The organism is Jeotgalibacillus campisalis (assembly GCF_000829515.1).
In the GTDB taxonomy this organism is placed as follows: domain Bacteria; phylum Bacillota; class Bacilli; order Bacillales; family Jeotgalibacillaceae; genus Jeotgalibacillus; species Jeotgalibacillus campisalis.
Genome location: NZ_JXRR01000008.1, coordinates 120,155 through 145,978, shown reverse-complemented (window position 1 = coordinate 145,978; position 25,824 = coordinate 120,155). Strand labels below are relative to the sequence as shown.

The window sequence follows — 25,824 nt, the reverse complement described above, 5'->3', positions numbered from 1 at the left end:
CTCCCCTGCTGTCACATAAAAAAACAGACTATTATGTGTTTTCCATTAATTGTATCATACATCCTCGACTTACTACTCTACTTTCTTCTGCAAAATGAAGGACAAAGAGGCTTGAAGATTCTGAAACATTTTTCCACTTGAACCGTACACCATATTAGAGGTGAACGAAATGTATTTACATATAACAGAACCATCACAGAAAATTTCTTCAAAGATTATTGGTATTTGGCGGGTTACGAACACCATTGGACACACAATTGTTCTAGCCATTTTAGGGGCTCTTCTTTATTTCAGCCAAACCTTTCAATGGGTTGGATGGATTGATCCCCTTCTTTACATTTTAATCGGATTGATGATTATTTCTGCCGTCTTCTCCATCTTTATAGAACCGGCTTTCCTTCAAAAGTCCTGGCGCTATGAAATTGATGAGGAGTTCGTACAATTGAAGCATGGCCGGTTCAACCAGTACCATACCCTTATTCCAATGGAAAAAGTGGAGTATGTGACGACTGATCAGGGACCATTTTTACGTAAGCATGATCTCTATAATGTTAAAATTGGGACGACAACATCAAGTCACACGATCCCAGCCATTCATAAAGATGAAGCCATCGCGCTGCGCTCACAGATTGCCGTTTTTGCTAAAGTGAAGGACACAGATGCAGAAAGGGAAGAAAAGGAATGATGACACAACCGAAACGATATCATCCTGCATGGCTTTTATTTGAATTTTTTTCGTTTCTGAAAAACAGCTTTATCTTTATATTCTTTTTATTTATCTTAAGAGCCGGAACCAATACGGGTTGGGTTCTGTGGGCGAAATACCTTTTTATCTTTTTCGCAATCTGGACACTGATCCATATGGTTTTGAAGTGGATCTTTCACACCTATCAGATAAAAAACGAATCGATTATTCTCCGTGAAGGTGTTTTTGTAAAACAACAGCGCACCGTTCCGTTTGAACGAATTCAAAACAATCAAACCAGCACAAATTTTTTACATCGAATGCTTGGCTTAACCTCTCTATCTCTTGAAACAGGAACGAGTGATGCACAGTCTTCCGTTAAGTTCACTGTTCTTTCTTTTGATGAAGCACAGCAAATTTTAAAAGTGGTAAATGATCAAAAAGGGTCTGATGATGAAGAGGAAGAAGATGAGCCGGCCAACAAAACGATTTATTTTCGCTCTACTAAAAAAGATACATTGAAGGCCGCTTTTACTTCCTTCAGCTTTCTTGCCATTTTTCCTATTTTAGCCGCCCTCTATTTTCAAGTTGATGATTTTTTCAGCCTGGATGAATCAGCCCAAAACATATTTTCCTATTTTGCAAATCATTTGTGGCTGCTGGTTCCTATCTTTATAGCTGCAATGATCTTATCAGTAGGAATTGGCTACATCCAAACTGTCATCAAATATGGAAATTATGAGATTTCTGCGGATGATGAGCGGATTTACATTCAAAAAGGAGTGCTTTCGACTTCTTCCTTTTCGATACCTAAAAAGAAAGTTCAAGCCATCACCATTCATCAATCTTTTATAAAAAGACTATTGAATATGGCAGAGGTTAAATTGGTGAGTGCCGGAAAAATGGGAGATGGCAAACAGGAAACCAATTCACTTTATCCTTTCATGTCCAGACAAGAGGCGTATCGTTTAACGAATGAACTATTGCCTCATTATCATATTGAAGAAAACATGAAAAAGCTGCCTAGAAAAGTCTTGCTTTTGAAATTGATTTCTCCCTATTACGGTACCCTGATCGTCGGAATAGGCTTGTTTATTTTCCAGCGTGAATGGCTCTGGATTACTGGTATTGTATTTCTTTTAGCCATAGTATCCCGTGTGCTCGACTACCTGTTTACAAGCTATCTTCGACATGGTGACTTTATTCAGACGAGAAAAGGCGGCTTTTCCAACGAAACCTTTTTAACCAGGATAGAACGTATCCAGCAAATTCAAGTCCGCCACTCCTGGATTCAACGAAAGTTCGGTGTGTCTACTCTTGAATTTTCCAACCGTTCGAAGCCTGTTCATGTCAGTCAATTAGCAGATGTCCCTAAAGAAGATGTCAGTGACTTTTATCGCTGGTTTAAACTTAAACAATAACCATAAAGGCGCAGCGCTCGCCTCCATGCAGCGCCGACCACTTTACCGCCCGTCATTTTTTGACGGGTTTTATTTTTGCTTTCTTTTGCTCACGTATTAATAATGGTAGAACTATTCCGATATTAAGTATAAAAGCATGTATAGCATACTATTTTTGGAATTTTTCGAGTGACTTGTCTTTGTTTCAATGAAAGATCCATAGAAGAATCAGAAGAAAATCGGAGGAAGCCCATGTTCCCATTTACAAAGGAAAAAAAGAATCACTTATTGTTCAATGCATCGATCGAATTTCCTGAAAAATCCGCTATTGCCGCAGCTTCAGATAAAAGTTTATCTGACAGATTATATTATATGGGCTATACGCAGGCTCAAGTAAATACATTGAAGGAAATGGCTCCACTCATGGAATCAATCCTTGATGATGTGCTCGAAAGCGTACTTGATCACCTTATGAAAAGCCCGGAAATGGCTCAGATCGCTCAAAATCATTCAACTCGCGAACGACTGAAGAAAGTATTCAGTGATTACTTTGGAAGTCTGTTGACCGGCAAAATAGATGAAGATTTTCTTCAAATGCGCAAGAGAATGGGGAGTACACATAATCGCAATTTTGTACCCGTTACTTGGTTTATAGCCTCATACTCTGCTTTTAATACACTGTTAATTCCAAAGATTGTTGAGCATTATCAAAAGCAGCCCGCGCTTTTAGCAGAAGCAATACAGGCCGTTTCTCACGCCATGAATCTAGATTCACAGATTGTGATAAACCAGTACATGGATGCACGACTGAAAGAAATTAATGAAGCGAATGATTTGAGGCTGAATCTTCAACAGGAGATTGTGTCAGTGAGCCAGGAAGTCGCAGCTTCTGTTGAGCAAACCGAGGCCGCCATTTCAGATACCAGTTTACGGGCGGCTCAGATTCTCGAAGAAACAGGGCAAACGGAGAAAACGAGCAAGAACCTTGTCGGCCTGACCATCCAAAATGAAGAGCAGATGGAGAATATGGAAGTGCAATTTATCCAATCAACCGATAAAGTTAATACTTCTCTTTCCGGTATACAGGACTTAAAAGAAACCTCTGAAGAAATCATCCGCATGACGCAGGGAATTGAAGCCATCGCAGACCAGACCAACCTTTTAGCTCTAAATGCTTCGATTGAAGCAGCGCGTGCCGGCGAGCATGGAAAAGGATTCTCTGTCGTGGCAAGCGAGGTGCGAAAGCTTGCTGAAAACTCGAAAGAAATGAGCAACAGCATTAATACGCTGATTGGCAAAAATAATGCCAGCATCACCAAGCTTGTTTCTCAAATGGAAGACATTACGCAATCAAATAAGGACTCTCAGACCAAGCTCCAGGAAGTGAAAAGAGGCTTATTTACCGTTAAAACGGAAATGGAAAATTATATTGGCATGTTTGGCCGCAACAAGCAGGATTTAGATAAAATCGTCGACTCCATTCAGGAAATCAGCCACACAACTGAAGGATTATCTGTTCTGACGAGCAATCTGCTGACAAAGGCCGAGCAAAATATGTAATCCAACTTGAGATTTAAGACTATACGGGAGACTGACTCCTTGGCTAAGTGGAGACCCATGCTTTCCGCGTGGCGGGAGGTGAGTTACTTTGATGCTGTCGCATCTGCAGGTTCTCGTCTTCTGTCCCGTCTAGTCCCCTTGAAAAAAAGTTTCTAACGGACCCACTTTTTTCTACTCTCAGCATACGTCGGTTCTATTTCCTTCGAGCAGACGCTTGAATTTTTCAGGTTCATCTACGCGAAAAGCCACCACTGTTACCATCTGCTTCTTTCCCATAAACAAGCTTCCTTCAACAGGTTTTTTTAATGAGACAACTGCCTGTGCATGAACTTCCTCAAAGTCCTTTAACATAAAAGTCATCGCATGAGCTCCGGGCTGAGTGTTCCATTCAACTTTCTCTATGTTTTTCAACTGGAATACGATACGCTTCATCAGTCCTTGCGCAGCATAAACATTTCCATTTTTAACCTCCACAGGATGAAGACGTGTGATTTGAATTTCGGCGAGAAACAGGAGAATCGAATACATATTTAGACAGAGCAAAATGATGGAGAGGACGGGCCATCTGTCGTGAAGCCACCAATGGATTCCAATTGTTTCTATTACAATGGCATGAATAATCATAATGTGAAAGGCAATCGCGGAAGTGTTTTTGTGGAGTGTGACTGCCCCTTCATGGCGGGGAGGATTTTTCCTCCAGGAGAACAAGGCGTAATACAGCATCATTCCTTCTGAAAGAATCACCCGAATAAACAAGCGGTCTTTGGTCATTTTTTGGACAGCCGGCAAAAGTGCAAAAATCGGACCTGCATCCATCCTATTCATTTCAGCTTTAATTGAAGGAACCTTACGAATTAGCCATACGATCAAGGCAATTTCAATTAGAATGAGGACACCTTCTGCAATAAGTGCTATGTAGAGAAACATGGTGTATGGAGCAAAGTATTCCATAGGAATGATGAATCGCGCTGCCAGTAATCCAAGCACCGTCAGCCCTGCTGCCTGCTTTTTTGAAATAGGAAAAGCAGCGTAAGCCAGCAATGGAGCTACAATGATCAAGTCCAGCATTGAACCGATAACCATTTCTTTTTCAATCTCCCATGTTAGCGCTCGCAAAACGACCGGCTGATACAACAGAATATTCGTAGTAAGCAGCGAGAATAATAATCCAATGCACCATTTTGAAAGTAACGTCCGTCTCAAAACCATTCCCATTCACTCCTCTCCGCCTCATACCTCTATTGTATACCAGAAGCATGCCAGCTCTTAATCAAAGTCAGAAAAATTGGTGAACACACAATCCGTTTTCCACATAAAAAAAGCCGACGAATAATCGCCCGCTTCTCTCATCTTATCTATTTAAATACATCCTCTAAACGCTCTTTCGATTTTCCATCGCTTACGAAATACGTACCGTCACGGTCACCGCTTGTAAAAATGGTGAATTGTCCGCTTTCTTTCCATAAATAAATTTTTTCTTCTTTGTTATCCTCATAAAAAACGGTCATTTTTATATTGGCAGACTGCGACATTTCCGATTGACGTTTCTCGTGAGTTGCTTTATTTAAGCTCTCTCGAATCGTTTTTAAGGATGACTGGTCTGTTATGTATGATTGTATTCCATATTCTCCAGTATCCTGATCCCAATACTGAATGGCTACGTGGTCAATTTTAGAAAACGTATTGGATGCAAGGATGATACTGGCAAGAGTAAAAAATAATGCCAGTGCAGCAAAGACCGTTTTCTTCATCTCCATTTCCCCTTTTCTTTTTACTCGTTTAACAGACGTTAGATTTAATCGAAACGTTACAGACTTCTTTGTTTTTTTAAAGCAGGTTAAATTTCAGTATTAACTTAAATGGTACAGCAGGCATTTGTCTGGATTAAAAAGTGTTTTTCATGCTGAAAGAGGGAATAACAAACTAGTGCCTTCACAAAATAAAGGAGTTGAAATGAATGAAACCTTCGATAAAAGCTTTTGTCTTTGACGCCTATGGGACACTTTTTGACGTGCACTCTGTAACGGAAGCATGCAATGATTTTTTCCCTGGCAAAGGAGCAGACATCAGTCAAAGCTGGCGAAAAAAACAATTGGAATACTTCTTTCTTCGTCAAGTGATGGGAAGATATGCACCTTTTGATCAGGTCACCATTGATGCTCTGCGCTACGCTGTCAAGGAACAGCAGGAAGACCTTTCACACGAACAGGAAATAGCTTTACTTGATGCGTATAAAAAGCTTGATTCATATGAAGAAGTAAAAGAGGTGCTCAGCGCACTTCAAGGCAGGAAATTGGTTGTTTTTTCAAACGGGTCTCCTACTATGCTGGAACCGCTTGTTAAACATTCCGAATTTTTCTCTCTGCTAACCGATACCATCAGTGTGGACAAGGTTAAGCAATTTAAACCTTCTCCCGCTTCTTATAGTCTGGTACTTGAGGAGTTGAATGTTCGGCGTGAAGAAGTACTCTTTATGTCTTCAAACGGATGGGATATATCAGGGGCCAAAAGTTTCGGCTTTCACACAGCATGGATAAACCGCACCGGGTTGCCTGAAGAAGAATTAGGACTGACGCCGGATTGTGTCTACACAAATCTTAAAGGAATTTTAGAATGGCTTGAATAGATAGAGTGGGCTCATGTTATTTTATGCACGTCCTATGCAACTTATAACAACTAACTTACTATTTACTAAATAAATTCAATATGACTGACACCATACTTATTATCGCGAAAACCTGTCTCCATTATATCTCGAATCGACTATTGAAGGTAGTCAATAATGTTTACATTTCAGCAAATATTCTAAACGCAAAAAAGAGCCTTGGACAGTTGTGTCCTAAGGTTATTGACCGGTTCCCCGCACTTAGGGCAAACGCTTTTCACAAGGACGATTGGTGGAGCCTTTTTAGGGTCTTGCCCTAAAGTCTCAAGCAACCGTCATTCCTGAAGGAGTCGCTTCGCTCCGCTCGCCTCAAATCACCTGTGCTTTGAATACCATGGCAGATCCTGGCGCCTTTTCTGGTGAAAGCTTACGATTAAAAGCGACTAAGGCACATTTGCCCCAGCCGCTTTCAGATAGTAATAATCAACGTTTTATTACCGATTATTACCCTTTAATTAAATCAAAAGATGATCGTGAAATCAGCTTTTTGTACCAGTAGTAGCTGTTTTTTTTCGTTCTTTCGAGTGTATCGAAGTCCACATGCACGATGCCAAAGCGCATATCGTATCCTTCTGCCCATTCAAAATTGTCCATGAGTGACCAGGCAAGGTAGCCTTTTACGTTTACACCTGATTGCATGGCACGGTGAACACTGGCGATATGACTTTTCATATAAGAGATGCGGTTGTCATCCTTCACTTCTCCATTTTCAACTCCATCGTTATAGCAGGCGCCATTTTCCGTAATGTAGATTGGAACCTGACCATAGCGCTCATTCAGGTATGTCAACAATTGATAGAAGCCCTCAGGGTAGATCGGCCACCCTATATCTGTACGCTCATAATTAAAATCGAGGTTTTCTATATGAAAAAGACCATTTCCTTCATCATACCTCGCCACATTTCCCGTATAGTAATTGATTCCCACAAAATCGATCGGACTTGAGATCACATCCATATCGCCTTCCTGAATCGGAACGGTGACATTTTCATTTTCCTTAAACCAATTGACTAAAAAGTCGGGATATTCTCCTTTAAAGACAGGATCCATAAACCATTCAATCTGCCAGCCATTTGCACGGCGGACCGCCTGCTGATCCTGTTCTGAATTAGAGTAGGCTTCTGACCATCCGGCATTTGGCGCATAGCCGATCTGCGCTTGCGCATCAATTTTTCTCAATGATTGAACAGCCCGACCATGTGCAAGCATCAAATGATGAGCGATGGTCGTCGCTACTTGTAAATCTTTCTTTCCTGGTGCATGTATCCCTAGATAATTTGACAGATACGAAGCACACCATGGTTCATTAATTGTAATCCACGTTGAAATCTTTCCTTTAAAGGATGAAAAGATGGTTTTAGCATAATGATCAAACGCGTCGACCGTCTCCCGGTTTTCCCATCCGCCCCGGTCTTGCAGCGCCTGAGGAAGATCCCAATGGTAAAGAGTACACATCGGTTTAATGTTGTGTTCAAGCAGCTCGTCCACTAAACGGTGATAGTAATCTAAGCCTTCCTGGTTCAGCTCGCCGTTCCCATTTGGAAAAATACGCGGCCATGCCATCGAGAAACGGTAGGTTGATACACCAAGTTCCTTCAGCAAAGCAACATCCTCTTTATATAAATGGTAGCTGTTGCATGCCACATCTCCATTATCTTCGTTTTTTACATTACCCGGTTCTTTTGAAAACGTGTCCCAAATAGAGGCACCTCTTCCTCCCTCATTTGCAGCTCCTTCAATTTGATAAGAAGCTGTCGCTGTACCCCAGATAAAATCTTCTGGAAATTGAATCTTACTCATTCCATTACCTCCCTTGGAATTGGTGCTGCGTAGTAGGTTTTAATCACTGGGATAAAAATTGAATAGATCGATATAGCGAGCAAACTGCCTGTAATCAAGCTGATAAATGGCATGATGATGATCCCTGTTAAACAGGCTGCAAAAATCACAAACATCGCCAGGCTTCTCTTCCATTCAATCCATAGCAGCAAAAAGCTATTCTTTATAATTCCAATTACATTCAGATCTGTTTTCATCGTCTGTACCGTCATATATGGCATCATCAACAGCCACATCAAGAAGAAAAGAATCGCTGTGACGTAAAGCACATCTCCCATCGCCATTACAAAGGAGGCAGCAAGCCATGCATCTGCTGCAAGAATCGTCAGCCCGGCAAACCAAATGCCGGAAAGAGTCAAACTCGTTTTATTCGCATGCTTCCTGAAGCTTGCGTGAAAGTTTTTAATAAAGTAAGGACTCAAGCCTTCTTTTTTCCACTTATGCATCGTTTCGATTGCTGCTGCCAGTGCAGGAATAAACGTGATGATCAAAAGAGAGTAAACGAAAAGCAGAAGGTTCAGCAAAACAAAGGACGCAAACATTTCCATGATTCCTAAAAAACCTTTTATCATTTTCGACTCCTCCTCTAAACCGTTTTTTCTGCAGACAACCCGCAGCTTTCTCTAACCGTCAGTTCCGGATCAACCAGTAAGGATCTTGTTTTTCCTTTTTTATCAATCAAATCACTTAATAGCTTTGCTGCCAGAATCCCGATCTTTTCTTTATCCTGTCGGATAGTCGTGAGCTTAGGATGCGAATAGCGGCACGCTTCAATATCATCGCAGCCGATTACTTTCATATCACCTGGCACTTGCAAGCCATTTTCTCTTAGCGCTCTTACCGCACCAAGCGCCATCAGATCAGAAAAAGCAAAAATCATCTCTGGAAGATTTCCTGTATGTTTTGCGATTAATTGGTTCATGAGGCGGTATCCGGATTCTTCATAATAATCACCGTATACAATCCAATCCTCGTTTAAAAGAAGACCGAATTTTTTCATTGCCTCTTTAAACCCTTCTTCACGAAGCATAGAAATTCTTGAATCATGTGTTCCCCCGAGCATCCCAACCCGTTCAATTGAATTCATATATGCATATTCAACCACTAAATGGGAGACTTTGAGATTGTTGGTCATGACATAGCTTGACCGCTCTCCTTTAAGCTCGATGTCGATTCCTACACAAGGAATTGAGCTGTGATCAAGCTGTTCAATCGCATCTTCCACATCATCTCCGGCAATAATCAGCACACCATCCACATTGTAATGGCGGCAGCGGGATAAGTAATTTCCCTTATATTGTTCGTTCGAGAAAAAGATAAAATCATAGCCTAATAGTCCAATTTGGCTTTTAAAACTATTTAACACCTGATTAAAAAATGGATGTGATAAATCGACATTGATTTTTCCTGCGTAGACAATGCCGATTAAATTTGTTTTTTTCGAAGCAAGGCTTTTCGCTGAATGAGTCGGTGAGTAGCCCGTTTCTTTAATAATAGCTCTTACCCGATCCTGTGTTGCTTTGCTTATGTTACCTGTGTTATTCATAATTTTCGATACCGTCGCCGCAGAAACACCAGCAAGTACTGCTATATCCTGAATGGTATATCGTTTAGTCATACTGTCAACTCCTGTACTCTTCCCCGTGATGGTCAACTTTTTACCGCACCTTGTGTCAGGCTGGAGATAAAGAGCCTGTTGAAGAGAAGAAAGATCAGAACAAGCGGGATTGTGGCCCAGAAAGTTCCTGACAATATCATACCATTATCCTTGACGTAAGCATCGATCAATCCTCTTAGCGCAATCTGAATGGTATGGACAGATTCATCTCTTAAGACAACCAGCGGCCATAAGAAATCATTCCACATGTACATAAATTTAATGATTGCAAGGGTGGCAAAGGCAGGCAGAATAATCGGCACTGCGATATTCCAGTACACACGTATACGGGAGCATCCGTCGATCTTTGCTGAGTCAAGAAGTTCATCCGGTACATTGCTTGAAATATACTGCCTCATCCAGAAAATACCGAATGCGTCAATGAGCCCTGGTACAATTACCGCCTTTAAATCATTCAGCCATCCCAATTGTGTAATAATATAGTACTGGGGAATAAGGCCAAGCTGAGGCGGAACCATCATCGTAATCAGCAAAAGTCCAAATAACAGATTTTTACCTTTAAAATGATATTTTGCAAATGCAAATCCCGCAAGTGAACATAAGAACAGTACACCGATGGTGGAGATAGTCGCTACAATAAGGGAATTTCCAATTGCACCGAAGAAATCAATATTGCTTAAAACGTTTTGAAAGTTGGTTACCAGTTCAGGCCCGGGCAAATAAGCCGGTGGAACACTATTAATTACACTGTTGTGATTGGTCGCCATGACGAACATCCAGTAAAAAGGGAAGATCGACAACAATGCACCAATGACTAAAACCGCGTATAAACTAATTTTTGAAATAACGTTGGACATCTTGGACTCTCCCCCTTATTTAAATACTTTGTTCGCCAATAGAGAATTCACAGTAGCAAATACGATGATAATCAGGAATAAAATGATGGCTGATGCAGAAGCGGTTCCAAATGCCATATTTGAAAAGGCCTCTCTCCACAGATAGAGAACAACCGTAATTCCTTCTTCCCTCAGATTACCGCCTAAAAAGATGAGCGGTTCTGTAAACAATTGAAGTGATCCAATGGTTGAGAGGAAGATCGTAAAGATAATGATCGGACGAAGCATTGGGATGGTGATAAAACGGATTTTCTGCCAAACTGTCGCTCCATCAATCGTAGCCGCTTCGTATAAATCATTTGGAATTCCCTGCATACCGGCAAGATAAATAATGGTGTTATATCCAAGCCAGCGCCAGAATACCATCACGGCAATCGCAATTTTCACTCCCCATTCATTTGTCTGCCAGTTCACACTATCTAGCCCTAGTAAATTAAAGAATACATTCACTAAACCAAAATCCTGGCTGCTGAACATTACTCCAAATATAATGGCTACCGCTACAGTAGAAGTTACATAAGGCAGGAAGAAAGCAGCTCTAAATGCACTTTGAAACTTCACGAGCGCCGAGTTTAAGGCAAACGCAAGGAATATTGCTACAATCAGCTGCGGCACTGTTCCGAGCACTCCCATAATGATCGTGTTCCATAAAGACTTCCAAAAAATCGGATCCTCCATTACGAAAACGAAATTTTGAAACCCAACGAACTCCATCTCCCCTAATCCATTCCACCGCTGAAAACCAAGATAAAAACTGAACAGCATGGGAAACAAACCGAATATGGCAAACAAAATAAAGAATGGCGAGATAAATAGGTAGCCAGATAAAGATTCTTTTCGTTTCTCATTCCACCTTTTCGGTGAATGTGCTTCTGCACTCATTCTGATGTCCCTCCTTTAAGAGAAAGAAGACCAATGCGAAAATCATACTGCGCATTGATCTTCCGTTCATTCTTTATTGGCGCTCAAGCTGAGATTTAATGCGTTCAACCGCTGCATCCCACTCCGCTTGAGGATCTGTTCCTTCACTTGCCACATTCGTAAGCGCTGTCATTAATTCATCATGTACAATAGAATAATTTTTACCCATGTAGATCGGTTCAACTGACTCTGCTGCTTCAGCAAAGATTTGAGCCGTATTCTGACCGCCAAAGTACTCATCAGATGTATTTGCAAACTCTTCTTCCTCATATACTGACGGTGCAGATGGGAACATCCCGCTGTCTTTAAACGATTCAAGCTGTCTTTCCGGTGCTACAAGCCACTCAACAAATTCATAGGCTTCTTCCGGCTGATCGGATTCTTTAGGGATCGCGATGTAAGAGCCTCCCCAGTTTCCGGCACGCTCAGGCATCTGAACAATTCCCCAGTCTCCAGAAGCATCAGGTGCATTTCCTTTAATGCTTGCTACCATCCAGGCAGGAGCGAGCAAAGCACCATAGCTTCCTTCCGCCATTGCATTACCCCATTCCGGTGTCCACATTGCATTTTGACCAACCAGATCCTCTTGAATCATTTTTGCCGTGTCATCGTACGCTTGTTTCACATACGGAGACTCATCGATAATCAACTCATCCTCTGTATTAAAATACTGTTCAGGCGCCTGATCTCTTTTCGCTGCGAAAAGTGTTTCTGGTGTATCAACCATCATTTTTCCAGTTTTATCATGGATAATTTTCGCTGTTTCTTCGAATCCAGCCCAATCACTCACGAGCGGCTGTACTTCTTCTGGCTCTGTAGGAAGGCCTGCTTCTTCAAATACATCTTTTCGGTAATACATCACGGAAGGACCAATATCAGTAGGCAGCCCCATTAAAAATTCACCATCTGCACTTTGGCCTATATTCCATTTCCAATCCAGGTAATCCCCTTTAACTTCCTCCGCTCCAAAATCATATAAATTATGGAATCGATCCTGCGCGTCTAGAAATTTAGAAATCTGACTCACTTCTATCATGGTAATATCCGGCGCCCCAGAGTTTGAAGAGACAGCTGTAAACAAGTTATTATGCAAATCTCCCATTTCAGTGAAATTCACCTTAATTTTCACATCAGGATTTTCCTCCATATACTGAGCGGCCAGTTCTTCATAATTCGTCGCTCCAAACACCCAAAAATTAAGTTCTTCATTGTCTCCCCCGCTGCCGCCTTCTGATGAACGATCTTCAGCACACCCCATCAATCCAAGCACAGCTGCAGACATTGCCACCGTTCCAAGAATCTTTTTCATATCCATCCCCCTTTTTTCTTTAAGTAAGCGATTACCCTAATAGACAAAAAAATATAGCTTCACGTAGTTAATATATCAGGGTAAGCGCTTACTTATGATTATTATAGCGTATATTTTTTCGAAATCAACCACTTTTTTAGAATTTTAGGGTAATCGTTTTCCTAATGTCAATCTGGTAAAATTTTTATAGAAAAAATGCCTGAGACAACTATCTGTCTCAGGCTCGTTGACCGGTTTATTTCGCTTCAGGCGGAAACAGCTGCGAATTATATACTGCTGTTGTTAACCTTCTTTCAGTTATAACCCAACCCCCAAAAACGCACTTATAGTCTGTATACGGGTTTAAATGCTTCACTGTCTTTATTTTTTTTGAACAAAAGAATCTAAATCAAGCTCTGTACTTTCCGTTGTATCAGCCATCAGGGAACGCTTAATGATCTGTATGGCGTTTTCATTGTCACTTTCTTTTTCTGAAGCCATACAATCCTTCGGTACATAGAGATTATACTCTCTCATATACGCATCATTAGCGGTGAAAAGCACACAGATGTCCCCCGCAATACCGGTTAAAATAAGATTATCAATGCCAAGCTGGTGGAGCAGGATATCGAGTTGAGTGCCAAAAAAACCTGAGTGCTTCGGCTTAATAATAAAGTAGTCATTTTCTTCTGGCAGAATTTTTTCAACTACCTCTTTTCCGGGCTTTTTCATACATTCTTCAATTATATTTGCAGCATTATCCTGCCATTGGCCAAAATTATCATTGACATAAATGATAGGAATGTCTTTTCCTTTTACTCTTTCCTTTAAAGCAACCAAACGGTCCACCATCGGGATGCTGTGCTTAAGCAGATCTTCTCCGCCTTCAAAATCCATTTTATTCATCATATCAATAATTAACATAGCTGTATTAGAACGGCTCATTTATTTCCACTCCTTATAAAATACCATTTTCTATATTATTCCTCCAAACCCCACATTGTAAAACGCAATAAGATGAATTTTCGGGCAAATCTTAAAAATCCCACATACGCTCGATTTAAAACACTCAAAGTCCCTATGCTGCTCATTTCAGGCACTGAAATGAATCCTGCCTTGCCCATACTAAACGTTAGAAAAGATAGAAGACTTTCATTTTTACTAGTGTAAAAGTTCAAATCTACTTTCGTAAAAATAGTTAAATTAGTCTTTTTACCACATTTTCGAATGTCTTTCCCTCTGTTAATCCATCCCTTTGAACTAAATAAGTGGCCGAATAAGGCAGGTTCATTTTTTTCTCTGTAAACACTTCCAGCATTCTGCCCTCAGCAAGCTCCCGGCGCACTATGGATTGCGGCAGGACTGAAAAGCCGATTCCTTCCTCAATAAAACGCTTCGTGACATGAACCTGGGATATTCTCATCGTTTTAGTGGATGGGTAAAGACTTTTCATTTTTAACAGAACTTCCTCCCAGTATTCCGGGTGATTATGCGTGATTAAATAGTTGCTTTCAATTACCTCTTCAAGTTCAAGAGGCGCTGCGTTTTCTTCCTCACGCCCGTCATGAGAAGCCACGACCATAAGCGGTTCACTATACAATTTTTCGCACGTTAATCCAAGCTGGTTTGTTTTCATTCTGGACAAACCAAGATCGGCCCTTCCATGTTCAATGCACTCACTAATAATATTCGATTCCACTACTTTAATCATGACCTCAACTTCAGGATTTTCTTTCGTATAGGTATTCACCCAATATGGGAGGTAAGAAGAGGCGATAAGCGGAGAAACGGCCAACGTTAATGTTTTCTTGTATCCTTGCCGAAACTGTTCCATCTTCTTTTGTCCTTTTTCTACTTCCAGCACAATTGACTTTGCGTGGTGAAGAAACGTCCTCCCCGCAGTCGTTAAACGCACCACTCTTCCCTTACGCTGAAACAGCTCGATCCCGGTTTCTTTTTCAAGCTGTTTTATGTGAACTGTCACAGTTGGCTGAGATAAATATAAAAGCTCCGCAGTCTGATGAAAATTTTCACAGGCAGCAGCAGTAATAAAAGTTTTTAGCCAGCTTATATTCATAAAGGAGCCCCCATAAATAGATTAAGATTCTTAATCATTATCTCACTAAATTACTATTTTTAATAATCATTAACCGCCTGTATAGTTATCGTAGGAAGATAAAAAAAGGAGTGGTTTCAATGAATGAACAATGGAGCAGAGGGCTTGAAGGTGTTATCGCCACTGATACGAAGATCAGTTTGGTCGATGGTCAAAATGGCCGGCTGATTTATCGCGGGTATGAGGCAAACAAACTTTCTTTAACGTCCTCTTTTGAAGAAGTGTGTCACTTGCTTTGGCATGGCAGTTTACCTGATGCTGATCAACTCATCAAATTCAATGAAAAGTTTAAACAGCATCGAACATTGCCTCCGCATATCATCACTATTTTAAAAGCGCTTCCTGCAGAGATGTCTATGATGAGTGTGATTCGAACTTGCGTTTCTGCACTTGAAAGCCCATTCTTCTCCTGGCCGCCAACCGTTGACCAGGCCATCGTGGTGACAGCGGTTATCCCAGTCATCATTACATCAAGAGCTGCCTATTTAAAAAAAGAAGAGCCCGTTAAACCGGACCCTTCCCTTAATCACATCGCAAACTATTTATATATGCTGCATGGCAAACAGCCAACTGATACTCATATTAAAGCATTGACCGCTTACAGCATTTTAACAATGGAACATGGCATGAACGCCTCCACCTTTACTTCAAGAGTCATTGCCTCTACAGAATCAGACCTGATCTCTAGTGCAGCTGGTGCCATTGGTGCCATGAAAGGTCCTTTGCACGGTGGAGCGCCAAGTGAAGTGACACAGATGCTGAACGAGATTGAGACAAAGGAAAAAGCAGAAAGCTGGATCAAAAAGAAGTTGGAAAACCACGAAAAACTGATGGGCTTTGGCCACCGGGTATACAAAACAACCGATCCAAGGTCTGAAGCACTGAAGGAAATGACTAAACAGCTCGCTGGCGAAGATCCATGGCTTGACCTTGCCTATTATGTAGAGGAAACAGCCCTTCGTCTGCTCGATCACTATAAGCCTGGCAGAAAGCTCTACACAAATGTTGAATTTTACGCTGCTGCGATCTTAAAAGCGGTGGACCTTCCTGCTGAATTGTTCACCCCAACCTTCACAGCAAGCCGAATGGTCGGGTGGACAGCAAACATCATCGAACAATCAAACAACAACCGTATTTTCCGTCCACAATCCCTCTACACTGGGCCTGTTCCCTTTAGCTGACAAAAGGGGCCAGGCCCCTTTTGTACTGTGAAGCACTACCTTATCTCTTGCTAAATTGCATTTCGCTTCTTCTCGCCTCTTCTTGCAAGACCAAAGTAAGACAGCAAGGCAAGGCTGCTCGTGGTAAACATAATAACCCCCATTGGAACTGCAGTTTGTTCGCCCGCAATTCCTACGAGCGGTGCTGTTATAGACCCCAGCAGGAACGGCAGAAGACCGAGTAGTGCTGAGGCACTTCCTGCGATATGCCCTTGTGTCTGCATGGCAAGTGAAAAGCTGGATGTTGACACAATTCCGATGGACATTACAAAAAAGAATAACGGAATGGCTAATGATATAAAAGGTCCGTTCAGAAGCACAGCAATGACAAGAGCGGTGCTGACGATGAACGCCTGGGAAAGACCAATGAGCAGGAACGTTTTTTCAGATATGACATGAGTCAGGCGGCCAACCAATTGAGTTCCGATGATCAGTCCAAATCCATTCATTCCAAACAGCAAACTGAATTGCTGAGGCGAAACCCCGTAAACATTCTGGTAAACAAATGGAGTCCCTGAAACGTAAGCAAATACGCCGGCGATCATCAGACCCTGCGCAAGTGCATAACCTGCAAACTGACGATCCGTGAGCAGGGATTTGAAATTCTTCATCGTCTGTCCAATATTACTCGGCACACGATCTTCAGCCGGCAGCGTTTCTTCAAACCGGATGAAGATTGTGCTTGCCAAAACCAGTCCAATTACAGCAAGGAGAATAAATACACCCTGCCAGTTTGTAAATAAAAGTACTCCGCTCCCGGCAATTGGCGCTAAGATTGGCGCAAGATTACTAATCAACATCAGGAGGGAAAAGAATTTTGTTAACTCTCGTCCACTGTAAACATCCCGCACAATTGCTCGTGAGATGACGATTCCTGCCGCGGCAGAAAAGCCTTGCAGAAAACGTGCTCCGATTAAAAAATAGATATTCGGTGAAAACGAAATGAGAAGAGAAGCGAGTAAAAACGCAATCAAACCAATAATTAACGGTTTTTTCCGCCCATGTACATCACTTAATGGGCCCATTACTAGCTGTCCCAGCCCAAGACCCAGCAAACAGGCAGTTAAGCTTAATTGAACAGCCGAGGCACTGGTGTGAAGCTCCGCTGCGATCATAGGAAACGCAGGCAGGTACATATCGATAGTCAGAGGACCCAGCGCACCTAATGTTCCTAATAAGAATGCAAACTGCAAACGTTTTCTCCCGGATAATAGACTCATATCTAGCGACCTTTCTTATAGAAAAACAAATAGAATTGGCTAGCCAGCCATATTAATTGAATTTCAGTTTATTTAACAGCTTATTTCGTACGCTATTATCCTCTTATCTTTTAGTAATTGCACGTTCCATGCTCATAAATTTTCTAGCATTTTCTACGTATCATACAAAAGTCATAACCCGCAACGAATTACCATATTTTGTTTGAAGCATTTCTCACTATCCTTTATACTTTGATCAGATAGATGAGGAGGAATACTAGATGGAAACAATGGAAACGATCTATACCTCAAATTTTAAAGTAGGTGCCTATGATTTTTACCGCCATCTCCGCCAATCTGACGCTGTGTTTGCCATGAACCAGCAAAATGGACAGACCTCTTGGGTGATCACAAAATATGACCACGTTAAAGAGCTTCTCAAAAGTCCGAATTTTATTAAAGATCAATCAAAAATCTTCGTCACTCCAGAAGCTGAAGGAGATGAAGGCAAAATTATACGGATCTTTCGCAATATGATGCTAGATGCAGATCCGCCAGATCACACCAGACTCCGAAAACTTGTCCAGCCTTTTTTTAATCCGAAAACCATTAAAGCACTTGAGCCGAGGATGAACGTCATTGCAGATGAACTGATCAGCGAAATGAAAAACCAAAAAGGTCCGGTCGACCTGATCACTCATTTCGCCTTTCCACTTCCGATTATCGTAATTAGTGAAATGCTCGGGGTGCCGGTTGAAGACCGCAATAAATTTCGTAAATGGTCCAACACGATACTGGCAGCTTCTGATAATTTAACCACTGATTTCGCTCAGGATGTAGAGGATTTTATTGAATACTTAACTCGCTTATTTGAAGAACGCAAAGAGCTGCCGAAAGATGATTTGATCTCTAAGCTTCTGCAGGCAGAAGCAGATGGGGAAAAATTAAATAGAGACGAGCTTTACTCAATGGTTGTTCTCCTGATTATTGCAGGCCATGAAACCACAGTAAACCTAATCGCCAACACGATGTACGCTCTCTTTCAGCATCCTGATCAATTAAAGGCCGTTCAGGAGGATCATTCACTTATTGAATCAGCGATAGAAGAAGGACTGCGTTTTTACAGTCCTGTTGATTTTTCTACAGCCAGATGGTCAGAAGAAGAAATGGAGTTTCATGGAAAAACATTTAAACGGGGAGATTTCGTTCTGGCTTCTTTAAGCTCAGCAAACCGGGACGAAGAAAAGTTTTCTGATGCGGAAACTTTTGATGTTACTAGAGAGCAGGCCGGACATATGGCTTTTGGCTTCGGTATTCATTTTTGCCTGGGAGCACCTCTTGCCAGACTTGAGGGAAAAATCGCATTGAATTCTCTATTATCCGCTTTCCCTTCCATTCGCATGGCGGGTCAAGAGCAGCCAGAATGGATAAATCAGTTTTTATTAAGAGGATTAAAGGAACTGAACGTTCATTTATAAAAAACAGCCTCATGAAACCGCAAACGGTTCATGGGGCTGTCGCCTTTTTATTTAATATCCAGATTTTTCACATTGCTGTCGTGAAAAATATTTAATTTTAAATCTCTGGAAAGAATACGAAGAGCCTCTCCTCCTGCTTCGCTGTTTCCTTTTTTATTAATAGCAGGACCAATAATTCCTATGCCCATCTGTCCCGGCACAGAACCAACAATGCTGCCGGATACACCGCTTTTCAGCGGGAAACCTACCTCTACACCAAATGAGCCCGATTCATTATACATTCCTGACGAAAGCATAATTGCCTTTACGGTGCGAACATGCTCAGGGCTGATCAGCTGCTTTTTTGAACCGATGAGTCTTCCATGATTGGATAGGAAGCAACCCATTTTTGCTAAAGCAAGGGAATTAATATCTATGGAGTTTATGCGGTGATACAGATCAAGTGCGTCGTCAGATTCCTGACTGGATAACACACCAGTACTTTCCATAAAGTAAGCAAGCGCTTTGTTACGTGCGCCGTTTTTCACTTCCGATTCGTACACAGCTTCATTCATGCTGATTTTTTTATTCTCCGTGATTTTACGAATAAAATCCAGACATCTTTTAAACCGTTCCTCCGTTGAGCTTCCTTTGATCATGCTGGCTGTAGCGATTGCTCCAGAATTGATCAGCGGATTGTATGGCTTCTGCCCTTCATAATCCTCAAGATTAGAAATGGAATTAAAAAAATCGTCCGTTGGCTCCATTCCAACCTTTTGAAACACAATATCTTTTCCGAAATCTTCAAGAGCCATTAAGAGCAAAATGACTTTCGAGATGCTTTGAAATGAAAAATCATTATGATCTTCGCCCGCAGAAAAAACATCTCCATCTAGTGTTACAATCGTTACTCCCAGGTCTGTCAGATGTGATTGATCCAATCCTGGTATGTGATCCACCACAGATCCTCTAGAAGCAAAAGGTCTGCACGCCTTTACTACTTCTTCAATATATTCATTCGATAATTTTGTCATGAATGGCCCCCTGAATTAATTTTGTCCTTTTTATCTATACCCTAAAACATCTGACTCATGGCACGAATATGAAACACATTTGTGAAATTCACACATTGAACTTAGGCAGATGGACTACTTCAAAAAAAGCTCATGAGAAAAAAGCAGCCATTTGCATCTTTCTGCTGGCCGCTCTTTTTAGGGGGTGAAGCAAAATCTCGTTTTTTATAGGTTTGCACTTTAGCTCGACTTACTTAACACCAATGCACCGCCCTCTACTGCACCCGCGAGTTCTTCAAGTTCCAGAAGGATTTTTCCCTTTAAAATGCTCGCTTCCTGAGAGGTTGCAAGGCTGACATGGACGTGATCCAATATAAGCTGCTGAACAGAAATCACATGAGGGTAGTGGTACTGGTCTTCGATTTTGTTGTTATGGAGGCGGACTTCATAGAAGGGAGAAAAGCCTTTTCTTAAAAGTTTTTTGCGTACGATTGAAAAAATAGACACCTGTTTTTCGTACCCAATATGTAAATGATTTTGTTTCGAGAATTCAATTAATTCATCTTTTAGCTGCTCAGGTCCTGTATAGCTTAACGTAAACTGATTGGACCTTCCGCTCTTCTGGATGACCGTTTCTGCTGAAAAATAATTCAATGGATCCCATTCCCCTTTAACCGTTTTTTGTCCCTTTCCTTAATGTCGGTTACTTTTCAGCAATGTTTACACCCCTATCGCACATTAAGGCTGCCTAATCTTCACACGGCAGCCTGTCCTAACATTATTCTCTAACCTCATCTGTTTCTTTTCCGCCAATCCCATCCCATGGGTCATTTTGCGCTTCTGTTCCGCCTTCATCTAACTCAATCGCCGTGCCATCATCCCGGTTATCGAGAATTTCTCTGTCTCTTTCAAGAACATTGGCACTTCCTTCTTTCTGATGACCTGGCTGCTGCTTTTGTGATTCACTTAAATCATTTATATTACAAGCCGTTAAAAGCAATAGAAATGCCATGGCATACGATATATTTCGAATGAATCTCATCTTTGTCCCCCCTTTATTTTTATATAGCTTTCCCCGGCGGTCTGCTTCTATGTATACATACATAAATGAAGGGGGAGACGGAAATGCTAAAACATAAAAATTAGTTAGGAGGGATATGAATGGGATTTATATTGTATTTAATTGTCGGCGGTCTGATAGGCTGGATTGCGGGTATGATCTTAGGAAAAGACATACCGGGCGGCATCATCGGGAACATCATCGCCGGTATTATCGGTGCATGGATTGGTGATATGATTTTAGGCGATCTTGGACCTGAAATTGCTGATATCGCGATCATTCCGGCACTTCTTGGCGCCATCATCCTTATTCTGATTGTCAGCTTTATTTTAAAATCAATGAGAAAGAATAAGTAACTGGACTTAATGGCCAAGGCCGCTTCCTGCATTCACCAGCATAGTTCTCCACTTAAAAGGAGAAAATAAAAACAGTTATGCAGGAGGTGGACTTACATGAGCTCACACAATAAAGCAAATAAAGACGGCGGTACAAAACAAAACAGCAAGCAAAAGCCTAAAGGAAAAACATCAAGCTCTGCTAATGGACAAAACGGTTATCATTAGCCCTATAAAAAAGCCTGTCCACACGAAAACTACTTTCGTGTGGACAGGCTTTTTCTAAGTTCTGATCTCTCCGCATAATAATGCAATACAGATCGAAGGAACGACTTGTTAAACCTCGTTATGATCGATCCGGCATCGCAATGGTTTCAAACTCATCGGCAAGCTTTTGGAGGTTCTCAGTGAGCTTTTGGCCTTCCATTGGTTTCCCGTGTCCGGTTACAGCAATAGACGGATTTAACTCCTTTAAAACGCGCACAGAATCCCATGAAGCTTGAAAATCCATCGTGAGGTATTTGGGCGGGCCATGAATTTCAAGTTTCTGCATCGTCACCTTTACAAGCGATTCCTGTTTAACCGTCACAAATGCGTCTCCCGCTATAAGGAAACGGTCTCGTCCCCTGTATAAAGAGATGTGGCCCGGAGTATGCCCGGGGGTATGAAGCCATTTCCATTCGTGCATAAACGGCACTGCGCCGTCTTCTGGCAGAGATTGCACTCTCTCCCCTAAATTTATGGCTTCATTCGGAAACAGTTTAGGTGACATTTTTGCTACGAGTCCTTTATCAACAGATGGATCGGGTTCGGGGTAATCCTGCATGCCAGTAAGATAAGGCATTTCTAATGAATGTGCGTAAACAGGCACATCCCATTCCTCCGCAAGCTCTTCCACCCCTCCTACATGATCAAAATGACCGTGTGTTAAGATGATCGCTTGAGGCTTCGTTCCTTTTCCATAGTGTTCTTCTGCTTCTTTTTTTATCTTCTCAGCTGATTTGGGCATCCCTGCATCGATCAGCACCCACGATTTGGCTGCTGGATCAATGGTTACAAAAAAGAGGTTGACCACTTGATTGGTATATATAAAAACGTCAGAGGCAACATCCTGTCCATCTCCTGCTTTAACAGACAATACAGGTATTAATTTATCCATTTGCAAACCGCTCCTTTTCCTATCTATTTTTAACTTTTATCCTCTTCATCCTTTGAAGAACTTAATGCCTTCATAAAATAAGCAGTCGGCAGCAGCAGGCCAAGACTGGCTTGTATAAGGGAGAAAAATCGTGCTGCCCCTACAGGCACCATGTCGCCATAGCCTACAGCCAGAATAGTCACACCGCTGAAATAAAGATAATTAGCAAATGTTCTTTCAACCGGATCTCCATTCGGATCATTAATCGATAAGATCTGTTCGTTAATGGACAATAGATAATACAGAAGACCAAAGCCTACCGTTAAGCTTAAAAGAACAAAGAATAATTTATAAAATAGCACTGGACTGAAGTAACTATGTGTAAAAGACTTGTTTGTAAAAAAATAATAAAGTGTAATAAGAAGATACACAATGGTGATTCCTATTAATAAGGTAGAAGCCATGAGTAATACCGCCCTTTCCCTATTCTTCCCATTCCCCATTAGGCAGATGAAAAACATTCACGCAAGCGGATTTTTGGAAATGAAACCGCACTTCGTTTATACTCGCAATATCAACTAAAAATGGAAAGAGGGTTTCGTATGGCTAAAATTGATCAAATGATGGCGGGATGGTTAAGTCACAGACAGGCACTCATTGAACTTGTTGAAGTGATCGATAATGAACATCTCCATTTCAGACCTTGGGAGGATGCAATGTCTGTATCCGAGCTTGTTCAGCACACTGCTGATTCTACAGGTATGTTTATTCAAACAGTGCAAAACGGAGAGCTGACTCCTCCCTCTAAGAACCAGAAAATAGACTCTATTTCAGAGCTGCAGGACTACTTGCAAGCAGCAACGGAACAAACACTTGCTGATTTAAAATCTCTTTCTGAAGAAAAGCTGGAAAAAAACGTAGAATTTTTTGGCTCTGTCATGCCAGGCTATGCACTGCTTGAAAGTGGAAAAGACCATGAGATTCACCATAAAGGACAACTATTTACTTACGCACGATTGACTGGCGCGAAGGATCTTCCATTTTTTATTGCACGTTAATAACAGGCGTTCCACATATTCTGTGGAACGCCTGTTATTGTGAAAAGTCCTTGAATCTTTATTCTTCTATGACCCTTGACCTTGAACCATCTTTTTCAGAGCCTGCCGCTCCAGGGTAGTGAAGAGCCTGGTCCCGGTCCGACTGTACTTTCTTTTGTTTTTTCAGCTTTTTTTCCTGTCTGTCTTTTCCCATTCTGCATCCCCCCTGCTTATACTTTCTCCTTCAAGCAGCCATGTTATTCTGATTTTTATTGCCATGTTTTAATGGTTATAATTATTCTCCAATCATCCACACTAAGAAAGCTTTACTACTTTTGAGAATGGAGGAATTTGCATGCGCAATAAAGCAAAAGACTTTCCAAAAATGACGATGAAGGGTGAAGCAGGAAAAGCGAGGGCAAAATCACAATTTGCTTCTAAACGGGCAGATGGCACGATCAATACCCACCCTCAAGAAAGAATGGAAGCATCCGGCGAACGTACATTAGATAACAGCCATTAAAAAAAGAGTGACTCAAACCATTGCAGATTTGAGTCACTTCTTTTTATGCCGAATTATAAAAGAACAGCCGCATTGACCGGCTGTTCTTAAAGATCTTACAGGTTAGAACGTTCTTCTTCAATTTCACGGCGTGTATCTTCGACTGCTTCCATACGCATGGCATTTTTTTCTCTTCTTTTTTCTCTGCCGGCAGCAGTGTCTGCGTGCTCTATGGCAAATTCGGTATCCTTCATATTTTGCTCAGTATTGTTCAGCATTTCCTGCATTTTTTTTATTTTTGCACGATGTTCTCCATTTTGCTGTTGACCTTTGTTCATATAAAAATCCCTCCAGTGATTTTAACCGTTTGTAACGTCAGGTTCTTTGCCCGTTTTGTCCAGCATTTTCCCTTTATTTGTTTTCGCTGCATTTTTAGATTGTGTGCCTAGATGCTCCGGTACAAAAGCTTTGCTGTTTTTCTTTGGATTACTCAAAAGACTCACCCCCTACTTGTGTAATATGCCCGGTTGAAGGTGAAAAATAGGTAGCAATTATTTCTGCACAAAAAAGAGCTTGGGACATAAGTCTCAAGCTCTTTGACCGGTTCGCTTCACTTCAGGTGGACGCTTTCCGCAGGGACGGCGCTTGAGCCCTCCTCAGGCTTGCCTTGCGGGGTCTCAAGCAACCGTCATATCCTGCTGGAGTCGCCACCTTCCGCTCCGCTCACCTTATACTAATGATATATACTGCCTTTTTTTCAGTTATGTCATAGCCACTTGATAAATTAAAACAAGATATCGGTCCATATTTTAACAGCTGTTGCTAATATAAGAACAGCTAAGACGATTTGCAATAGCTTTGTATTCACTTTTTTTCCTGTCATAGCTCCTAAAGGTGAAGCAATTAAGCTTGCGACCACCATGATAAGCGCCGGGTAATAGTCGACCTGACCCGTGGTGATTTTACCCACGGCTGCCCCAATCGATGAAATAAACGTAATAGCCAGCGAAGAGGCGATGGTCATTCTAGTTGGAATTTTTAGCACAACCAGCATGATTGGCACTAACAAAAACGCTCCGGCTGCTCCGACGATCCCGGCAGCCACTCCGACAACCAATGCTAAAATAGCCGCAAGCGGTTTGTTAAAGCGTACTTGATCCAGCGGGATGTCATCCAGTCCTTTTTTTGGAATAAACATCATGACAGCTGCAATTAATGCGAGTGCACCATACACAATATTAATAGCATCCTCCGGCATCAGTTTCGACCCGTAGCCGCCGATAAAGCTACCGATTAAAATGCTGACACCCATATAGGCAATCAGACTTTTATTCAGGTATCCTCCTTTACGGTAGACCCAGACACCTGCAATCGTGGCAAAAAATACCTGAACTGCACTGATTCCCGCTACCTCATGCGCGCTAAACGCTGCAAGACCAAAGAGCGGCGGAATATAAAGAAGCATCGGGTACTTAATTATAGAACCCCCAACACCGAGCATACCCGAAATGTACGAGCCGACGAAGCCGATTAAAAAGATGATTAAAATAAATTCAAAATCCATTGCTTCTCACTCCCTAAATAGAAAGGGAGAACCAAAAGGCCTCTCCCATTTCTTCTCCTTCGATGTTATGCTTTCTTAATCCAGAATTTAAATACATCATTATCTTCCGCACTATCAACAAGTTCATGACCGCCAGAGGCTGACCATGCTACAAGGTCACTTTTTGCGCCTTTGTCCGTTGCATGTATTTCTAGAATATCACCTGATTGAAGATCTGCCATTGCTTTTTTTGTTTTTACAATTGGCATTGGACAAGCTAACCCTTTTGCATCTAATACTTTTGAAACGTTCATTTTTAAACTCCTCCTATT

30 protein-coding genes are annotated in these 25,824 nt (G+C 41.6%); 9 read left to right on the top strand and 21 right to left on the bottom strand.

Features of this window, described 5'->3' with window-relative positions; genetic code table 11:
* The first annotated feature begins 169 nt into the window (after positions 1-169).
* The 3 genes from KR50_RS04150 to KR50_RS04140 all read left to right on the top strand — a co-directional run bounded on the left by KR50_RS04150 (position 170) and on the right by KR50_RS04140 (position 3,645).
* Complete coding sequence (locus KR50_RS04150) at positions 170-685, top strand: PH domain-containing protein (protein ID WP_041055247.1); 516 nt, start codon at positions 170-172, stop codon at positions 683-685.
* On the top strand, positions 682-2,106 hold the full coding sequence (locus KR50_RS04145) for a PH domain-containing protein (RefSeq protein WP_041055245.1): 1,425 nt from the start codon (positions 682-684) through the stop codon (positions 2,104-2,106). Before KR50_RS04150 ends, KR50_RS04145 begins: the two co-directional genes overlap by 4 nt.
* 231 nt (positions 2,107-2,337) lie before the next feature.
* On the top strand, positions 2,338-3,645 hold the full coding sequence (locus KR50_RS04140; protein ID WP_041055243.1) for a globin-coupled sensor protein: 1,308 nt from the start codon (positions 2,338-2,340) through the stop codon (positions 3,643-3,645).
* A gap of 177 nt (positions 3,646-3,822) precedes the next feature.
* Here KR50_RS04140 and KR50_RS04135 read toward each other — a convergent pair whose 3' ends face one another.
* Positions 3,823-4,854, bottom strand: a complete 1,032-nt coding sequence (locus KR50_RS04135; RefSeq protein WP_041055242.1) for a hypothetical protein — start codon at positions 4,852-4,854, stop codon at positions 3,823-3,825.
* A gap of 146 nt (positions 4,855-5,000) precedes the next feature.
* Complete coding sequence (locus KR50_RS04130; RefSeq protein ID WP_041055240.1) at positions 5,001-5,396, bottom strand: hypothetical protein; 396 nt, start codon at positions 5,394-5,396, stop codon at positions 5,001-5,003.
* A 206-nt stretch (positions 5,397-5,602) separates the two neighbouring features.
* Here KR50_RS04130 and KR50_RS04125 point away from each other — a divergent pair, with 206 nt between their 5' ends.
* Positions 5,603-6,271, top strand: coding sequence for a haloacid dehalogenase type II (locus tag KR50_RS04125; protein ID WP_041055238.1), 669 nt, complete (start codon positions 5,603-5,605; stop codon positions 6,269-6,271).
* A 483-nt stretch (positions 6,272-6,754) separates the two neighbouring features.
* Here the strand turns inward: KR50_RS04125 and KR50_RS04120 are convergent, their stop codons facing one another.
* The 8 genes from KR50_RS04120 to KR50_RS04085 form a co-directional block, all read right to left on the bottom strand.
* A complete protein-coding gene (locus KR50_RS04120) occupies positions 6,755-8,110 on the bottom strand; it encodes a GH1 family beta-glucosidase (RefSeq protein WP_041055237.1) in 1,356 nt (451 codons plus the stop codon).
* Complete coding sequence (locus KR50_RS04115) at positions 8,107-8,721, bottom strand: DUF624 domain-containing protein (RefSeq protein WP_041055236.1); 615 nt, start codon at positions 8,719-8,721, stop codon at positions 8,107-8,109. Before KR50_RS04115 ends, KR50_RS04120 begins: the two co-directional genes overlap by 4 nt.
* Before the next feature lie 14 nt (positions 8,722-8,735).
* Entirely contained in the window at positions 8,736-9,767 is a 1,032-nt protein-coding gene (locus KR50_RS04110; RefSeq protein WP_041055235.1) for a LacI family DNA-binding transcriptional regulator, read from the bottom strand.
* A gap of 32 nt (positions 9,768-9,799) precedes the next feature.
* Complete coding sequence (locus tag KR50_RS04105; RefSeq protein WP_041055234.1) at positions 9,800-10,624, bottom strand: carbohydrate ABC transporter permease; 825 nt, start codon at positions 10,622-10,624, stop codon at positions 9,800-9,802.
* A 15-nt stretch (positions 10,625-10,639) separates the two neighbouring features.
* Positions 10,640-11,545, bottom strand: coding sequence for a carbohydrate ABC transporter permease (locus KR50_RS04100; protein WP_041055231.1), 906 nt, complete (start codon positions 11,543-11,545; stop codon positions 10,640-10,642).
* Between the two features lie 73 nt (positions 11,546-11,618).
* The gene (locus KR50_RS04095; protein WP_041055229.1) at positions 11,619-12,893 is read right to left on the bottom strand and encodes an ABC transporter substrate-binding protein; all 1,275 of its coding nucleotides are present in this window, start codon (positions 12,891-12,893) and stop codon (positions 11,619-11,621) included.
* Positions 12,894-13,253: 360 nt separating this feature from the next.
* Positions 13,254-13,817 (bottom strand): isochorismatase family cysteine hydrolase, encoded by a 564-nt coding sequence (locus tag KR50_RS04090; RefSeq protein WP_041055228.1) that lies wholly within the window; start codon positions 13,815-13,817, stop codon positions 13,254-13,256.
* Between the two features lie 253 nt (positions 13,818-14,070).
* Positions 14,071-14,949, bottom strand: a complete 879-nt coding sequence (locus KR50_RS04085) for a LysR family transcriptional regulator (RefSeq protein WP_041055225.1) — start codon at positions 14,947-14,949, stop codon at positions 14,071-14,073.
* A gap of 119 nt (positions 14,950-15,068) precedes the next feature.
* Between KR50_RS04085 and KR50_RS04080 the strand changes: the two genes are divergently transcribed.
* Positions 15,069-16,169: a citrate synthase/methylcitrate synthase gene (locus tag KR50_RS04080; RefSeq protein ID WP_041055223.1), complete on the top strand. Its 1,101-nt coding sequence runs from the start codon at positions 15,069-15,071 to the stop codon at positions 16,167-16,169.
* Positions 16,170-16,219: 50 nt separating this feature from the next.
* Here the strand turns inward: KR50_RS04080 and KR50_RS04075 are convergent, their stop codons facing one another.
* Positions 16,220-17,428 carry a Bcr/CflA family multidrug efflux MFS transporter gene (locus KR50_RS04075; RefSeq protein WP_041055220.1) on the bottom strand — a complete coding sequence of 403 codons (1,209 nt, stop codon included), beginning with the start codon at positions 17,426-17,428 and terminating at the stop codon, positions 16,220-16,222.
* A 260-nt stretch (positions 17,429-17,688) separates the two neighbouring features.
* On the opposite strand from KR50_RS04075, the gene KR50_RS04070 reads away from it, so the two are divergent.
* Entirely contained in the window at positions 17,689-18,885 is a 1,197-nt protein-coding gene (locus tag KR50_RS04070) for a cytochrome P450 family protein (RefSeq protein WP_041055218.1), read from the top strand.
* Between the two features lie 47 nt (positions 18,886-18,932).
* Here KR50_RS04070 and glsA read toward each other — a convergent pair whose 3' ends face one another.
* The 3 genes from glsA to KR50_RS04055 form a co-directional block, all read right to left on the bottom strand.
* The gene (gene glsA / locus KR50_RS04065; protein WP_041055216.1) at positions 18,933-19,898 is read right to left on the bottom strand and encodes a glutaminase A; all 966 of its coding nucleotides are present in this window, start codon (positions 19,896-19,898) and stop codon (positions 18,933-18,935) included.
* Positions 19,899-20,117: 219 nt separating this feature from the next.
* Positions 20,118-20,531, bottom strand: coding sequence for a hypothetical protein (locus KR50_RS04060; protein WP_041055214.1), 414 nt, complete (start codon positions 20,529-20,531; stop codon positions 20,118-20,120).
* 124 nt (positions 20,532-20,655) lie between these two features.
* Positions 20,656-20,919 (bottom strand): hypothetical protein, encoded by a 264-nt coding sequence (locus KR50_RS04055; protein WP_041055213.1) that lies wholly within the window; start codon positions 20,917-20,919, stop codon positions 20,656-20,658.
* A gap of 119 nt (positions 20,920-21,038) precedes the next feature.
* Here KR50_RS04055 and KR50_RS04050 point away from each other — a divergent pair, with 119 nt between their 5' ends.
* Positions 21,039-21,293 carry a GlsB/YeaQ/YmgE family stress response membrane protein gene (locus tag KR50_RS04050; protein WP_041055212.1) on the top strand — a complete coding sequence of 85 codons (255 nt, stop codon included), beginning with the start codon at positions 21,039-21,041 and terminating at the stop codon, positions 21,291-21,293.
* Positions 21,294-21,618: 325 nt separating this feature from the next.
* On the opposite strand, the gene KR50_RS04045 is transcribed toward KR50_RS04050, so the two are convergent.
* Positions 21,619-22,431 carry an MBL fold metallo-hydrolase gene (locus KR50_RS04045; protein ID WP_041055211.1) on the bottom strand — a complete coding sequence of 271 codons (813 nt, stop codon included), beginning with the start codon at positions 22,429-22,431 and terminating at the stop codon, positions 21,619-21,621.
* A gap of 29 nt (positions 22,432-22,460) precedes the next feature.
* A complete protein-coding gene (locus KR50_RS04040) occupies positions 22,461-22,874 on the bottom strand; it encodes a potassium channel family protein (protein WP_041055210.1) in 414 nt (137 codons plus the stop codon).
* 138 nt (positions 22,875-23,012) lie between these two features.
* Between KR50_RS04040 and KR50_RS04035 the strand changes: the two genes are divergently transcribed.
* Positions 23,013-23,468 carry a DinB family protein gene (locus tag KR50_RS04035; RefSeq protein ID WP_041055209.1) on the top strand — a complete coding sequence of 152 codons (456 nt, stop codon included), beginning with the start codon at positions 23,013-23,015 and terminating at the stop codon, positions 23,466-23,468.
* 58 nt (positions 23,469-23,526) lie between these two features.
* On the opposite strand, the gene KR50_RS18200 is transcribed toward KR50_RS04035, so the two are convergent.
* Positions 23,527-23,661 (bottom strand): YpzI family protein, encoded by a 135-nt coding sequence (locus KR50_RS18200; RefSeq protein WP_084215485.1) that lies wholly within the window; start codon positions 23,659-23,661, stop codon positions 23,527-23,529.
* Between the two features lie 141 nt (positions 23,662-23,802).
* Here KR50_RS18200 and sspK point away from each other — a divergent pair, with 141 nt between their 5' ends.
* On the top strand, positions 23,803-23,970 hold the full coding sequence (gene sspK, locus KR50_RS04030) for a small, acid-soluble spore protein K (RefSeq protein ID WP_041055207.1): 168 nt from the start codon (positions 23,803-23,805) through the stop codon (positions 23,968-23,970).
* 95 nt (positions 23,971-24,065) lie between these two features.
* On the opposite strand, the gene KR50_RS04025 is transcribed toward sspK, so the two are convergent.
* From KR50_RS04025 to KR50_RS04010, 4 genes are all read right to left on the bottom strand, one after another.
* Positions 24,066-24,287: a hypothetical protein gene (locus KR50_RS04025; RefSeq protein WP_041055205.1), complete on the bottom strand. Its 222-nt coding sequence runs from the start codon at positions 24,285-24,287 to the stop codon at positions 24,066-24,068.
* 21 nt (positions 24,288-24,308) lie between these two features.
* Positions 24,309-24,452 (bottom strand): small acid-soluble spore protein N, encoded by a 144-nt coding sequence (gene sspN / locus KR50_RS04020; protein WP_408606139.1) that lies wholly within the window; start codon positions 24,450-24,452, stop codon positions 24,309-24,311.
* Positions 24,453-24,733: 281 nt separating this feature from the next.
* Positions 24,734-25,513: a sulfite exporter TauE/SafE family protein gene (locus KR50_RS04015; protein ID WP_041055201.1), complete on the bottom strand. Its 780-nt coding sequence runs from the start codon at positions 25,511-25,513 to the stop codon at positions 24,734-24,736.
* Between the two features lie 65 nt (positions 25,514-25,578).
* Positions 25,579-25,806, bottom strand: a complete 228-nt coding sequence (locus KR50_RS04010) for a sulfurtransferase TusA family protein (protein WP_041055199.1) — start codon at positions 25,804-25,806, stop codon at positions 25,579-25,581.
* Positions 25,807-25,824 lie beyond the last annotated feature (18 nt).